The following is a 14,303-nucleotide window of genomic DNA, read 5'->3' on the forward strand; positions in this document are numbered from 1 at the left end:
TCGCGCGCGCGGCGCTGGAGATCTCCTCGTGAGCGGCACCAGCACCGCGCACGGCGCCCGCGACCATGCCCGGGCGATGGGCGGCACCGTCGTGGAGACGATGCCGACCCTGCCGGCCTCGTCCTGGCCGGCGCCGCCGAAGGGCGTGGCGGCCGCCGACCTGACCTGGGCCGAAGTGGTCGGGGGCGGCAACTACACCAACAAGGTCGTCGCTCGCGGGACGTCGATCCGGCTCACCGACCTGGCCGGCGACGCCTGCGCCCACGTCCTGCTGTTCAACGCCGACCAGCCGTGGGAGCGGCTGAACGTCGCCGACACGGTGAAGGTGCCGTGGCAGGCCTACCTCGGCGCCGGGCACCCGCTGCTGAGCGACCAGGGTCGCGTGCTGGCGACGGTCCTCGCCGACTCGTCGGGACACCACGACGCGCTCTGCGGCACGTCGTCGCGGCAGCGCAACGAGGAGCGCTACGGCGACGGCGAGGCGCAGGGCCCGTCGCCGGCCGGGCGCGAGCTGCTGCTGCTCGGCGCCCTCAAGCACGGCCTCGGCGCGCGCGACGTCCCGCCGTCGCTGTCGTTCTTCCAAGGCGTACGGGTCGGTGCGGACGGCGCGCTGGCGTTCACCGGCAGCGCCGGGGCGGGCGCGTCGGTCCTGCTGCGCGCCGAGCTGCCGCTGGTGGTGCTGATCGCCAACGTGCCGCATCCGCTGGACCCCCGCACCGCGTACTTGTGCACGTCGCTGGAGGTGCTCGCTTGGCGGGGCGCGCCGACCGCGCCCGGCGACCCGCTGTGGACCGCGACGCCCGAGGGCGAGCGGGCCTTCCGGAACACCGCCGACTACGCCTCCGCGCGGGACATCGTCTGATGAGCGCCGTGCAGTCCGCCTCCGCGGCGACCGTCGTGCTCGACGAGATCGTGCCCGCACGCGCCCCGTGGTCGTCGGTCGTCGCGGCCGGGCAGGTGCTGTCGATCGTCGACCTCGGGGGCAACCAGGCCGTCGACTGCCTGCTCTACCACGCCCACGACACGTCGGAGCGCTACAGCGCGCCCGACACCGTCGCGGCCCAGGGCTCGCTGTCGATCACGACGGGCAGCGTCCTGCGCTCGTGCGAGGGCCGGCCGCTGATGACCGTCGTCGCCGACGACGTCGGGCGCCACGACACCATCGGCGGCGCCTGCTCGAAGGAGTCCAACACGCTGCGCTACGGCCACCACACCCGCCATCAGCACGCCTGCGTCGAGAACTTCCTGCGCGAGGGCGCCAAATGGGGCCTGGGCAAGCGCGACCTGGTGTCCAACATCAACTGGTACATGAACGTGCCCGTCGAGCCGGACGGGACGCTCGGGATCGTCGACGGCCTCTCCTCCCCCGGCCTGTCGGTGTCGCTGCGCGCCGAGGTCGACACGCTCGTGCTCGTGTCCAACTGCCCGCAGATCAACAACCCGTGCAACGGGTTCGACCCGACGCCGGTCCGCATGATCGTGACGGCCCCGACCGGACCCGCAGCCACGTGACGTTCGACACGCTGCTGGTCGCCAACCGCGGCGAGATCGCCGTGCGGATCATCCGGTCGGCGCGCGCGCTGGGGCTGAAGACCGTCGCGGTGTTCTCCGACCCCGACCGCGGGGCGCCGCACGTCGCGCTGGCCGACGAGGCCGTCCACGTGGGCCCCGCCCCGGCGCGCGAGAGCTACCTCGTCGTGCAGCGCCTCCTCGAGGCCGCGGCGCGCACGGGCGCGGGCGCGATCCATCCGGGCTACGGCCTCCTGAGCGAGGACGCGACCTTCGCGCGGGCGGTGGAGGCGGCGGGGATCGCCTTCGTCGGGCCGACGCCGGAGCAGCTGGAGCTCTTCGGCGCCAAGGACCGCGCCCGCGAGCTGGCCCGTCTCGCGGGCGTGCCGATGATCTCCGGTACGGGCCTGCTGGCCGACGCCGACGCGGCGCGGGAGGCGGCCGCCGCGATCGGCTATCCGGTGATGCTCAAGGCGACCGCGGGCGGCGGCGGCATCGGGATGGCGCCGTGCGCGTCGCCGCGGGAGCTGACCGAGGCGTTCGCGCGCGTGCAGCGGCTGGCCGCCGCGAGCTTCGGGGCGGGCGGCGTGTTCCTGGAGCGCTTCGTCGCCAACGCGCGCCACGTCGAGGTCCAGGTCTTCGGCGACGGCGCCGGCCGCGTGCTGGCGCTCGGCGACCGCGACTGCTCGCTGCAGCGCCGCCACCAGAAGGTGCTGGAGGAAGCGCCGGCGCCGGGCCTGCCCGCCGCCGTCCGCGAGGCGCTGCACGCATCCGCGTCGGCGCTGTGCGCCGCCGCCGGCTACCGCTCGGCCGGCACCGTCGAGTACGTCTACGACGCGGCGCGCGGGGAGGCCTCGTTCCTGGAGGTCAACTCGCGGCTGCAGGTCGAGCACCCGGTCACCGAGGAGGTGCTCGGCATCGACCTCGTGGCGTGGATGCTGCGCCTGGCGCAGGGCGATGCGTCGATGCTCGACGCCGGGCAACGGTCCACCGACACGGCAGCCCACGCCGTCGAGGCCCGCGTCTACGCCGAGGATCCGGCGGCCGGGCATCGCCCGAGCGCCGGGCTGATCACGGCGGTCGCGTTCCCCGAGGAGCTGCGCGTCGACACGTGGGTCGAGGCGGGGACCGAGGTCAGCACCGCCTACGACCCGCTCCTGGCCAAGGTCATCGCCACCGGCGCCACGCGGGCCGAGGCCCTCGACCGCCTCGCCGACGGCCTGGCGCGCACGCGCGTCGACGGCATCCGGACCAACCTGGGGCTGCTGCGCGCGGCGCTGGCCGATCCGCGGGTGCGCGCCGCCGAGCACTGCACCGCGACGCTCGCCGACGTCGCCGACGACGAGCCGCGCATCGACGTGCTACGCGCCGGCACGATGACCACGGTGCAGGACTGGCCCGGGCGCACCGGCCTGTGGAACGTCGGCGTGCCACCGTCGGGGCCGATGGACGACCGCTCGTTCCGCCTCGGCAACCGGGCGCTCGGCAACCCGGAGGGCACGGCTGGGCTGGAGTGCACGCTGCAGGGACCCGCGCTGCGGTTCACCGCGCCGGGGACGATCTGCGTTACCGGCGCCGAGGCGCCGGTCACCCTCGACGGCGCACCGGTGGAGCGCTACGTCCCCGTCTGCGTGAGCGCGGGCGCGACGCTCGACGTCGGGACCGCGTCGGCGCGCGGGCTCAGGGTGTACGTGCTGGTCGCGGGCGGCCTCGACGTGCCCGCGATCCTCGGCAGCGCCGCGACGTTCACGCTCGGTCGGTTCGGCGGCCACGGCGGGCGCGCGCTGCGCCCCGGCGACGTGCTGGTCCCGGGCGCCGGGACCGTCGGCCCACAGCGGCGCGTCCCGCCCGCCGAGCGTCCGGCGCTCGGCCACGCGTGGCGCATCGGCGTGGCCGAGGGGCCGCACGCGGCGCCCGAGTTCTTCACGCACGACGACGTCGAGCGGTTCTACGCGACCGACTGGGAGGTGCACTTCAACTCGGCGCGCACGGGCGTGCGGCTCGTCGGCCCGCGGCCGGCGTGGGCGCGCGAGGACGGCGGCGAAGCAGGGCTGCATCCCTCGAACATCCACGACACGCCGTACTCGGTGGGCGCGGTGGACTTCACCGGCGACGTCCCGATCCTCCTCGGCCCCGACGGCCCGTCGCTGGGCGGCTTCGTCTGCCCGGCGACCGTCGTGACCGGCGAGCGCTGGAAGCTCGGCCAGCTGCGCCCCGGCGACACGGTGCGCTTCCAGCCGGTGACCGAGGTCGAGGCCGCCGGCCTGCGCTCCGCCCCGGAGCGCGGGCTGCCGCGGCGCCTGTCGACCCAGCTCGACGATCATGGTGTCCTCGGTCGCCGCGAGCCACGCGCCGACGGCCCCGCCGTGACCTACCGCCGCAGCGGCGACGACAACCTGCTCGTCGAGTACGGGCCGATGGTCCTCGACATCGCGCTGCGCATGCGCGTCCACGCGCTGGCGCAGCGGATCGAGGCCGAGGGCCTGCGCGGCGTCGCCGAGCTCACGCCCGGCATCCGCTCGTTGCAGATCAAGGTCGATCCCGACGTGCTGCCGGTCCGCCAGGCGCTGGAGCTCGCCCGCGAGGTCGAGGACGCGCTGCCGGCGACGCGCGACCTCGCCGTCCCCTCACGCACCGTGCACCTCCCGCTGTCGTGGGACGACCCGGCCACGCGCGAGGCGACCGAGCGCTACATGGCCGGCGTACGCAGCGACGCGCCGTGGTGTCCGTGGAACATCGAGTTCATCCGTCGAGTCAATGGCCTTGGGTCGGTCGACGAGGTCTACGAGACGGTCTTCGACGCCGAGTACCTCGTGCTCGGGCTGGGCGACGTCTACCTCGGCGCGCCCGTCGCGACGCCGCTCGACCCCCGCCATCGCCTCGTCACCACCAAGTACAACCCGGCCCGCACGTGGACCCCGGAGAACGCCGTTGGCATCGGCGGCGCGTACCTGTGCGTCTACGGGATGGAGGGCCCGGGCGGCTACCAGCTCGTCGGGCGCACCGTCGGGGTCTGGAGCCGCTTCCGCGCCGACCGGGCGCCGTTCGAGGACGGCCATCCCCACCTGCTGCGCTTCTTCGACCGCATCGTCTGGCATCCCGTCGGCGCCGAGGAGCTGCTGGACCTGCGCGCCGACATGGCCGCGGGCCGCCTCGCGCTCGACATCGACGACGGCTCGTTCACGCTCGCCGACCACCTGGCGTTCCTGGAGCGCGAGGCCGAGCCCATCGCCGCGTTCCGCGCGCAGCAGGCGGCCGCCTTCGGCGCGGAGCGGGCCGCGTGGGCCGCGGCGGGCGAGTTCGACCCGCGGCCCGAGCCGGCGGCGGCCGCGGGCGCCGCCGTGGCCGAGGCCGTCTCGGTCCCGGAAGGCGGGGTGCTCGTGCAGGCACCGCTGTCGGCGAGCGTCTGGAAGGTCGACGTCCGCCCGGGCGACGCGATCGCGCCCGGCGACCGCCTCCTGACCCTCGAGGCCATGAAGACCGAGACCGCCGTCGACTCGCCCGTCGCCGGCGAGGTCGTCGAGGTCCTCGTCTCGGCCGGCGACCAGGTCGACTCGGGCAGCGCGCTCGTCGTCCTCGCCGCGACCGACCGGACGGCCGTGGAGGTGCAGCGATGAGCGCCGTCGAGGCGGTCCGCGCCGCCTACGCGCGGATCGCGGCGGACGACCGGCCCGAGGTCTGGATCACCCTGCGCGCCGAGCGCGACGTGGTCGCCGAGGCCGCGCTGCTCGACGCCGACCCGGTGCGCTCGGCGCTTCCGCTCGCCGGCATGACGGTCGCGGTCAAGGACAACATCGACGTGGCCGGGCTGCCGACCACGGCGGGCTGCCCGGCGTTCGCGTACACGCCGCGCGAGAGCGCGCCCGCGGTCGCGCGGCTGGTCGCCGCGGGCGCGATCGTGCTGGGCAAGACCAACCTCGACCAGTTCGCCACGGGGTTGGTCGGGACGCGCTCGCCCCACGGCGCGGCGCGCGACGCGCGGAGGCCGGAGTACGTCTCCGGCGGGTCGTCGTCGGGGTCGGCCGTGGCGGTCGCGCTCGGGCTCGTCGACCTGGCGCTCGGCACCGACACCGCGGGCTCGGGCCGCGTGCCCGCCGCGTTCGGCGGGATCGTTGGGTTCAAGGCCACGCGCGGGATCGTGCCCGTCCGCGGCGTGGTCCCCGCCTGCCGGACGCTGGACTGCGTGACGGTCCTCGCCGCCGACCTGGCCGGCGCCGAGCGCGCGATGGCGATCATGGCCGGGCCCGACGCCGCCGATCCCCTCAGCCGCCCGTGGCCGGTCGACGCCCCGCTCGCCGCGCCGCCCGCGCCGCGCGTGGCCGTCCCCGCGGCCGACCAGCTCGGCGCCCTGACGCCAGCCGCCCGCGATGCGTTCGCGAGCGCCGCCACGCGGCTCGCCGACGCCGGCGCGCATCTGCGCACCATCGACCTCGCACCGTTCCTCGAGGCCGCGCGTCTGCTCTACGACGGCGCGCTCGTGGCCGAGCGCCACGCCGCGGTCGGCGCGTTCGTGGACGCGCACCCCGACGACGTCGACCCGACGGTGGGCGCGATCGTGCGGGCCGCCGGACGGGTCGGGGCGACCGCGTACCTGGCCGACGGCGAGCGCGTCGAGCGCCTGCGCGTGAAGGCCATGGCCGCGCTCGGCGACGCCGACGCCCTGCTGCTGCCGACCACGACGGCTCAGCCGACGATCGCCGAGGTGGCGGCCGATCCGATCGGCGTCAACGGCCGGCTGGGCATCTACACCAACTTCTGCAATCTCTTCGACCTGTGCGGCGTCGCCGTGCCGGCCGGACAGGCCGACGGCGGCCGGTTCGGCGTCACGGTGCTGGCCCGCGCCTTCGGCGACCGCGTCGCGGCCGACGTCGCGGCGCTCGTCACCGGCACGCCGCCCGCGCCGCCGGCCGACGCGCTCGGCTCCCCCGCCGTCGCGCTACTCGTCGTCGGCGCCCACCGCCGAGGCCAGCCGCTCAACCACCAGCTGACCGAGCGCGGCGCCCGCTTCGTCGCCACCGTCGACACCGCCCCGGCCTACCGCATGTACGCGCTGGACACCGAGCCGCCGAAGCCCGGGCTGGTCCGCGTGGACGACGGCGGCGAGCCGATCGAGGGCGAGCTGTGGCAGCTGCCGCCCGCGGCGCTCGGCACCTTCCTCGCCGCCCTGCCGGCACCGATGGTGCTCGGCCCGGTCCGCCTCGCCGACGGGGGCACCGTCGTCGGCTTCGGATGCGAGCCCGTGGCCGTCGTGGGGGCGCCCGACATCACCCATCACCGCTCGTGGCCGGCCTACCTCGCCTCCGCGACGCCCGTGGGCTGAGCCCCCTGCGTTCATTCCCCCGCGCTGGGTAGCACGACGGCGCCCGCCGAGCACGCTGAGTCGCCACAACGGGGCCAGGCCCCGCAACGAAGCCGCGCCCCCGGGCGCTCAGGCGCCGATCGGGTGCCAGACCGTGCGCAGCTCGGTCAGCGCCTCGAGGCGCGCCAGCGGCGACTGGTCGCCGCGCACGACGCGCTTCAGCGTCTCCGAGGCGAAGGTGTCGATCTTGACCGCCAGCTCGTGGTCGCCGGTCAGGTCGACGATCGCGTTGACGTCGCGATGCGCCGCCAGCGCGGGCACGAGCTCGTCCGTGCGGCCCGACAGCAGATTGACCACGCCGCCGGGCACGTCGCTCACGCCGAGGATCTCCCCGAGGTCGAGCCCGGCCAGCGGCGCGCGCTCGGGCAGCGCCACCACGACGGTGTTCCCGGCGGCCAGCGGCGCGGCGAGCGCCTCGACGACCGCCGCCAGCCCGTCCTCCGCCCCGCTCAGCACCGCGACGACGCCCGTCGGCTCCGGCGTCGACATCGACAGGTACGGCGCGGCGACGGGGTTGATCGTCCCGAGCACCGCGTGCAGCTTGTCGGTCCAGCCTGCGTAGTGCACGAGCGCGTCGACGGCCGCGCCGACGTCCGCCTCGGCGCCGGCGCGCTCCACGCCCCGCACCGCGACCGCCTGCTCCACCAGCTCCGCCGACCGCGACTCCACGGCCTCGGCGGCCCGGTAGAGGATCTGCCCGCGGTTGTACGCGGTCCGCTTCGCCCAGCCGGCCTGCGCCTTGCGCGCCGCCTTCACGGCATCGCGCACGTCCTTGCGCGAGCCGCGCGGCACGTTGGCGACGTGCTCGCCCGCGTGGTCGAGCGCCGGGTCGTGGCGTCCGGACTCCGAGCGCACGAACGCCCCTCCCACGTACAGCTTGTAGGTCTTGGCCACGGCGACGCGCATGCTCACGCTCCCTGCCGCACGTAGGGGCGCAGGCCCGCGGCGCCGCCCTCGCGGCCGAAGCCGCTCTCCTTGAACCCGCCGAACGCGGCCGTCGGGTCGAAGTGGTTGTAGGTGTTCTGCCACACCACGCCGGCCTGCAGCTGCGCGGCGACCTCGAAGGCCTTCGAGCCCTTGTCGGTCCAGATCCCCGCGGCCAGGCCGTAGTTGGAGTTGTTGGCCTTCTCGACGGCCTCGGCGTGCGTGCGGAACGTCGTGATCGCCAGCACCGGGCCGAAGATCTCCTCGCGCGAGATGCGATGCGCGGGCGAGGCCTCCGTGAACAGCGCAGGCGCGAACCAGTAGCCCCGGGCGGGCAGCGCGCAGCTGACCTGCCGGAGCCCGGCGCCCTCCTCGACGCCCGCGGCCACCAGCTCGCCGATGCGCGACAGCTGCGCGGCGGAGTTGATCGCGCCGACGTCGGTGTTCTTGTCCAGCGGATCGCCGACGCGCAGCTTCTGCATGCGCGCCCACAGCCGCTCGACGACGTCCTCGGCCACCGACTCCTGCACGAGCAGCCGCGACCCGGCGCAACACACGTGGCCCTGGTTGAAGAAGATCCCCTGGACGATCCCCTCGACCGCCTGGTCGAGCGCCGCGTCCTCGAAGACGATGTTCGCCGACTTGCCGCCGAGCTCGAGCGTCAGGCCGACGTCGCGGCCGGCCAGCGCGGCCTGGATGTCGCGGCCCACCGCGGTCGAGCCGGTGAACGCGATCTTGTCGATCCCCTCGGCGCGCACGAGCGCGGCGCCCGCGCTCCCGTCGCCGGGCAGGATCGAGACGACGCCGTCGGGCAGCTCGGCCTCCTGCAGGATCTCGGCCAGCAGCAGCGCCGTCAGCGGCGTCGTGTCGGCGGGCTTGAGGATCGCCGTGTTGCCGGTCGCCAGCGCCGGGGCCAGCTTCCACGCGGCCATGAGCAGCGGGAAGTTCCACGGCACGACCTGGCCGACCACGCCGCGCGGGGTGATCGCGCCGGGGGTGGGCGGGCCCGGGATCCCGTACTCGAGCTTGTCGGCCCAGCCCGCGTAGTAGAAGAAGTGCGCCGCGGCGAGCGGGACGTCGACGTCGCGCGACTCCTTGATCGGCTTGCCGCCGTCCAGCGTCTCGACGACCGCGAGCTCGCGGGCGCGCTCCTGGATCAGCCGCGCGATGCGGAAGACGTACTTGCCGCGCTCGATGCCCGGCAGCGCCGCCCACGGGCCCTGCGCCGCGCGCGCCGCGGCCACGGCCCGCTCCACGTCGGCCGCGGAGGCCTGCGCCACCTCCGCCAGCGGCTCCTCTGTCGCCGGGTTGATCGTCGGCGCGTAGCGGCCCTCGGCGGGCTCCACGAACTCTCCACCGATGAACAGGCCATAGCGATCATGCAGCCGCACGTGATCGGTGGACTCGGGCGCCGGCGCGTACTCCCAGCGCACGGGCGCCCGCGAGGCTGGAGGGGCCTCCACCGCGGGCGCATGCCCGTTCGGGGTCCCCAGCTGTGGCTCGGTCGTCGTCTCGCTCACGCGATCACTCCTTCGAGAAGTCCTCGGCCCGGCCGTAGCGGCCGGTCTCGGTCTTGGCGTACTGCAGCAGCAGGTCGTTGAGCACCGACGAGGCCCCGATGCGCAGCCGGTCGGGCGTCAGCCAGTCGTCGCCCAGCGTCTCCTTGACGAGGACGAGCACGCCCAGCGCCGCCTTGCTCGTCGAGACCCCGCCCGCCGGCTTCATGCCGACGACCCGGCCCGTGCGCTGCACGTAGTCGCGGATGGCCTCCAGCATGACGAGGATCACCCCGGGCGTCGCACCCTCCGCGGCCTTGCCGGTGGAGGTCTTGATGAAGTCCGCGCCCGCGTCCATCGCGAGCATCGAGGCGTGGCGCACGTGGTCGTAGGAGCCGAGCTCGACGGTCTCCAGGATGACCTTGAGGTGCGCGGGCCCGCAGGCGTCCTTGATCTGCTCGATCTCGTCGACCACGCGGGCGTCGTCGCCCGAGAGGTAGGCGTCGCGCGAGATCACCATGTCGATCTCGTCGGCGCCGTCGGCCACCGCGATCCGCACCTCCTCGAGGCGCGTCTCCAGCGGCGTCTGTCCGGCGGGGAACCCGGTGGCGACCGACGCGACCTGCACGCCCGTGCCCGCCACCGCGTCGCGCGCGACCGCGACCATCGACGGGTAGACGCAGACCGCCGCGCAGGACGGCACCTCGGGGTAGGCCGGCGACGGCGTCACGGCCTTGGCCGCCAGCTGGCGCACCTTGCCCGGCGTGTCGGCGCCCTCGAGCGTCGTCAGGTCCAGCATCGAGATGGCCAGGAGGATCCCCTGGCGCTTGGCCTCGCCCTTGATGGAGCGCTTGGCCAGCGCGCCGACGCGCTCCTGGATGCCGACCCGGTCGACGTGCGGCAGGGTCCTTGGTCCACTCATGCGTTCGATGGTAGGGCGATGCGCCGAGCGGCGTGAACCGCTACGAACCTTCGCGCTGATACGGCACGCCGTCGGCCGCCGGCGGCGTCGACCGTCCGACCACGCCGGCCACCGCGATGAGGGTCAGCACGTAGGGCAGCGCCTGGAAGAGCGTCGCGAGCGACGGCGAGAACTCGGGCAGCCGCTGCGCGAGAGCGCTGGAGAACCCGAAGAGCAGCGTCGCGGCGAGCAGCCCGCCCGGGCGCCAGCGGCCGAAGATCAGCGCCGCCAGCGCGATGAACCCGCGGCCGGCGGTCATGTTCTGCGAGAAGGAGTGCACGAAGCCGATCGACAGGAACGCGCCGCCCAGCGCCGCCAGGCCACCCGAGGTGATCACGGCCAGGTAGCGCGTGCGGTAGACGCCGATGCCGACCGTCTCGGCCGCGCGCGGGTTCTCGCCCACCGACCGCAGCCGCAGGCCGGCGCGGGTCCGGAACACGATCAGCCACACCACCACGACCGCCACCAGCGAGCCCCACACCAGCAGGTTGAGCTGGCTGATCGCGTCGCCGACGAAGCCCAGCGACCCGGTCGGGAGGTTGACCTCGGGGACCGCCGGCAGGTTGTCGGGCGTGCCCTCCGCGCCGTACGTGTCGACGTACATGTAGCCCGTCAGGCCGAGTGCGAGGAAGTTCAGGCCGGTGCCGACGACGATCTGGTCGGAGCGCAGCGACACGGCGAAGATCGCGTGCAGCGCCGCCAGCGCCATGCCGGCCAGGACGCCGATGACGATGCCGCCGACCCAGGACCCGGTCTTGTCGGCGCCGTAGGCCGCGAAGAACGCGCCCATCAGCATCATGCCCTCGAGCGCGATGTTGACGACGCCGGAGCGCTCGGACACCAGCCCGCCGAGGGCGGCGAACGTCAACGGCGCCGCGTAGCGGAGCATGGCCGCGGTCAACGCGCCCCAGCTCACGACGACTTCGAGATGCGTCACCCCCGAGCGCGTCGCGCCGAAGGCGCCGAGCATGCCGAACAGCCCCGCGGCGACCGCGCCCCAGCCCAGCCGCTTCTCGCCGTTGCCGATCGTGGCGCCGCCGAGCGTGAGCGCGAAGAGGCCCACGACGATCGACGGGACGATCGTGCGGACCTCGAACGGCGGCAGCGTCATGACGAACGCCACCAGGCCGAGGGCGATTCCGGCCCAGCCGATCGCGCGCTCGCGCGTGAGCGGTCCGCTGGGCTCGCGGTCGGGATCGCGCTTGAACGTCTCCATGAGCGCTTCGGTGCTCATGCGCCGCCCGGTGGTCATGCCGTGACCTCCGCCGCCGCGGCGGCGCCGGGCGGAGCCGAGCGCCGGCGCCGTCGCCGCAGCCTGGTGTAGATGAGCACGACCAGCACGTCGGCGGAGACGAACAGCACGACGAGGCCCTGGATCACGATGGTGAGGTTCTGCGCCAGCGCCGGCTCGAACACCGCGGGGTCGAGGTTGCGCACCGACGTGCCCTGGAGCATCGCCCCGAAGAGCAGCGCCGCCAGGCAGGTCCCGATCGCGGTGTTGCGCCCCAGCAGGGCGACCGCGATCCCGTAGAACGCCAGCTGCGATCCCTGGATGTCGTTGGTCGCGATGTGGAACTGCCAGCCCAGGACGTCGAGCGAGCCGGCCAGGCCCGCCAGCGCGCCGCAGGTCCCCATGACCAGCACGTAGGTCCTGCCGACCTTGATGCCGCTGTAGCGCGCGGCCTCTGGGTTGAAGCCGACCGCGCGGGCCTCGTAGCCCTTGGTCGAGCGGTTCAGCAGCACCCAGTAGACGACGGCGGCGGCCAGCGCGACGAAGATGCCGATGTGCAGGCCCTGCAGCTCGGGATCGCCCCAGAACACGTGGAGCTTCGCGCCAGGCACCACGTCGTTGGAGATCGGGACGTCGGGCTGCGCGTTGTTCTGCAGCGGCCCCCCGAGGCCGAAGAGCCACACGCCCAGCCAGATCGCCACGTAGTTGAGCATGATGGTCGTGATGACCTCGTTGGCGCCCGTCGTCGCGCGCAGCGCGCCGGAGATGCCCGCCCACGCGGCGCCCGCCGCGGTCGCCAGCACCATCGCGAGCACCACGTGCAGCAGATGGGGCATGCCGGCGAACGACGATCCGACCCAGACGGCGACGATCGAGCCGACGATGTACTGGCCCTGGCCGCCGATGTTGAACAGGCCGGCCCGGAACGCGTAGCCGACGGCGAGCCCGAGCAGGATCAGCGGGCCGGTGATCAGCAGCGTCTGCTGGAGGTTGATCGCCGCCGTGTCGCGGTCGGCCCCGGACGTCCAGGGAAACAGCCACTGCAGGCCCGTGCCGTCGAAGATCGCCTTGTAGGTGGAGAACGGGTTGTGGCCCGTGACCAGGACGACCAGGCCGCCCATGGCGAACGCGATCACGACGGTGATCAGCGGCGTGACGAGCCCGCCGCCGCGCATCAGCCCGCTCATCCGGGCGGCGAACGTCGGCGAGACGTCGAGCTCCGGCTGGCCGCTCGGCGGCGGGGTGACCGATCCGCCCGGGGAGACGCTGCTCACGAGGCCACGCGGGCCGACCCGCCGCCGGTCATGAGCAGCCCGAGATCCTCGTCGGACGCCGTCGGGGGCAGCTCGCCCACGATCCGCCCGTCGTAGATCACCAGGATGCGGTCGGCCAGCGACCGCACCTCGTCGAGCTCCAGCGAGAAGAGCAGGATCGCGCGGCCGGCGTCGCGCTCGGCCAGCAGGCGGCGATGCACGAACTCGATGGCGCCCACGTCCAGGCCGCGCGTCGGCTGCGCGGCGATCAGCGCGTCGGGGTTGCCCGAGATCTCCCGGGCGATCACGACCTTCTGCTGGTTGCCGCCCGACAGCGAGCGCGCCGGCGTGGCGGGCGTGCCGCCGCGCACGTCGAACTCGCCCAGCAGCCGCTTGGCCGCCTCGAGCATCCGGCGCGGCTTGAGCAGGCCGAAGCGCGCCTCATGGCGGTAGTCCATCAGCGCGAGGTTCTCCGACAGGTTGAAGTCCAGGACCAGGCCACGGCGGTGGCGGTCCTCGGCGATGTGCCCCATGCCGGCCTCGCGCGCGGCGCGCGGGCTGCAGTTCGTGATGTCCTTGCCGCGCAGCCGGACGTGGCCGCTCGTGCACGGCCGCAGTCCGGCGACGAGGTCGATCAGCTCGCTCTGGCCGTTGCCGTCGATGCCCGCGACGGCGACGATCTCGCCCGCGCGGACCTGGAGCGAGACGCCGTCGACCGCCGGCAGCCCGCGGTCGTCGACGGCGTGCACGTCGTCGATCTCCAGGAGCGGCTCGCCGGGCCTGGCCGGCTCCTTCTCGACGCGCAGCACGACGTCGCGCCCGACCATCATCCGCGCCAGCGACGCCTCGTCGGCCGCGGCGGTGTCGATCGTGCCGATCGTCTTGCCGCGGCGCAGGACCGTGACCCGATCGGCGATCTCGAGCACTTCGTGCAGCTTGTGGGTGATGAAGACGATGGACGTGCCGGCGTCGCGCAGCGTGCGCAGGACCTCGGCCAGCTCGTGCGTCTCCTGCGCGGTGAGCACCGCGGTGGGCTCGTCGAGGACGAGGATGCGCGCTCCGCGATCCAGCGCGCGGAGGATCTCGACGCGCTGCTGCTGGCCGACCGACACGTCGGAGACGCGCGCGTCCGGATCGACCTTCAGGCCGTAGCGGTCCGACAGCTCACGGGTGCGGCGCCGTGCGGCGCCGATGTCGAGGAGCCCGCGCCGGCGCGGCTCCGCGCCGAGCACGAGGTTCTCGGCCACGGTCATGACCGGGATCAGCATGAAGTGCTGGAAGACCATCCCCACGCCGTGGGCCATGGCGTCCCGCGGCGAGTCCACGGAGACCGGCTCGCCTTCGACGAGGATCTCGCCCTCGTCGGGACGCGCCATCCCGTAGACCATGCTCATCAACGTCGACTTGCCGGCGCCGTTCTCCCCCAGCAGGGCGTGGATCTCCCCACGCCGCAACTGGAGGTCGACGGCGTCGTTGGCCGTCAGGGCGCCGAAGCGCTTGGTGATGCCGCGGAGCTCGAGAGCGAGCTCCGCGGCACCTGCGTTCTGTGGCGACACGTCCGCCAGGGTAG

The 14,303-nt window shown here is 74.3% G+C and carries 10 protein-coding genes; 4 read left to right on the forward strand and 6 right to left on the reverse strand.

Annotation, left to right across the window (positions count from 1 at the left end):
- Window positions 1–28 precede the first annotated feature (28 nt).
- Genes VK501_RS14520 through atzF form a run of 4 tightly spaced genes read left to right on the forward strand, consistent with a single transcriptional unit; the run spans window position 29 to window position 6,829 of the window.
- A complete protein-coding gene (locus VK501_RS14520) occupies window positions 29–862 on the forward strand; it encodes an urea amidolyase associated protein UAAP1 (protein ID WP_324338476.1) in 834 nt (277 codons plus the stop codon).
- Window positions 862–1,512: an urea amidolyase associated protein UAAP2 gene (locus VK501_RS14525; RefSeq protein WP_324338478.1), complete on the forward strand. Its 651-nt coding sequence runs from the start codon at window positions 862–864 to the stop codon at window positions 1,510–1,512. The genes VK501_RS14520 and VK501_RS14525 overlap by 1 nt, the downstream gene beginning before the upstream one ends.
- A complete protein-coding gene (gene uca, locus VK501_RS14530; RefSeq protein ID WP_324338481.1) occupies window positions 1,509–5,126 on the forward strand; it encodes an urea carboxylase in 3,618 nt (1,205 codons plus the stop codon). The genes VK501_RS14525 and uca overlap by 4 nt, the downstream gene beginning before the upstream one ends.
- Window positions 5,123–6,829: an allophanate hydrolase gene (gene atzF, locus VK501_RS14535; RefSeq protein WP_324338483.1), complete on the forward strand. Its 1,707-nt coding sequence runs from the start codon at window positions 5,123–5,125 to the stop codon at window positions 6,827–6,829. The genes uca and atzF overlap by 4 nt, the downstream gene beginning before the upstream one ends.
- Before the next feature lie 108 nt (window positions 6,830–6,937).
- On the opposite strand, the gene VK501_RS14540 is transcribed toward atzF, so the two are convergent.
- The 6 genes from VK501_RS14540 to VK501_RS14565 all read right to left on the reverse strand — a co-directional run bounded on the left by VK501_RS14540 (window position 6,938) and on the right by VK501_RS14565 (window position 14,289).
- A complete protein-coding gene (locus tag VK501_RS14540) occupies window positions 6,938–7,774 on the reverse strand; it encodes an aldehyde dehydrogenase family protein (protein ID WP_324338547.1) in 837 nt (278 codons plus the stop codon).
- A gap of 2 nt (window positions 7,775–7,776) precedes the next feature.
- A complete protein-coding gene (locus tag VK501_RS14545; RefSeq protein ID WP_349261019.1) occupies window positions 7,777–9,225 on the reverse strand; it encodes an aldehyde dehydrogenase family protein in 1,449 nt (482 codons plus the stop codon).
- Between the two features lie 91 nt (window positions 9,226–9,316).
- On the reverse strand, window positions 9,317–10,210 hold the full coding sequence (gene deoC, locus VK501_RS14550) for a deoxyribose-phosphate aldolase (protein ID WP_324338487.1): 894 nt from the start codon (window positions 10,208–10,210) through the stop codon (window positions 9,317–9,319).
- Between the two features lie 40 nt (window positions 10,211–10,250).
- On the reverse strand, window positions 10,251–11,501 hold the full coding sequence (locus VK501_RS14555) for an ABC transporter permease (protein ID WP_324338489.1): 1,251 nt from the start codon (window positions 11,499–11,501) through the stop codon (window positions 10,251–10,253).
- Window positions 11,498–12,754: an ABC transporter permease gene (locus tag VK501_RS14560; protein ID WP_324338491.1), complete on the reverse strand. Its 1,257-nt coding sequence runs from the start codon at window positions 12,752–12,754 to the stop codon at window positions 11,498–11,500. Before VK501_RS14560 ends, VK501_RS14555 begins: the two co-directional genes overlap by 4 nt.
- Window positions 12,751–14,289, reverse strand: a complete 1,539-nt coding sequence (locus tag VK501_RS14565) for an ABC transporter ATP-binding protein (protein ID WP_324338492.1) — start codon at window positions 14,287–14,289, stop codon at window positions 12,751–12,753. The genes VK501_RS14560 and VK501_RS14565 overlap by 4 nt, the downstream gene beginning before the upstream one ends.
- Between the last annotated feature and the right edge of the window lie 14 nt (window positions 14,290–14,303).

The sequence above is a fragment of the Baekduia sp. genome, assembly GCF_035318805.1.
GTDB lineage: Bacteria > Actinomycetota > Thermoleophilia > Solirubrobacterales > Solirubrobacteraceae > Baekduia.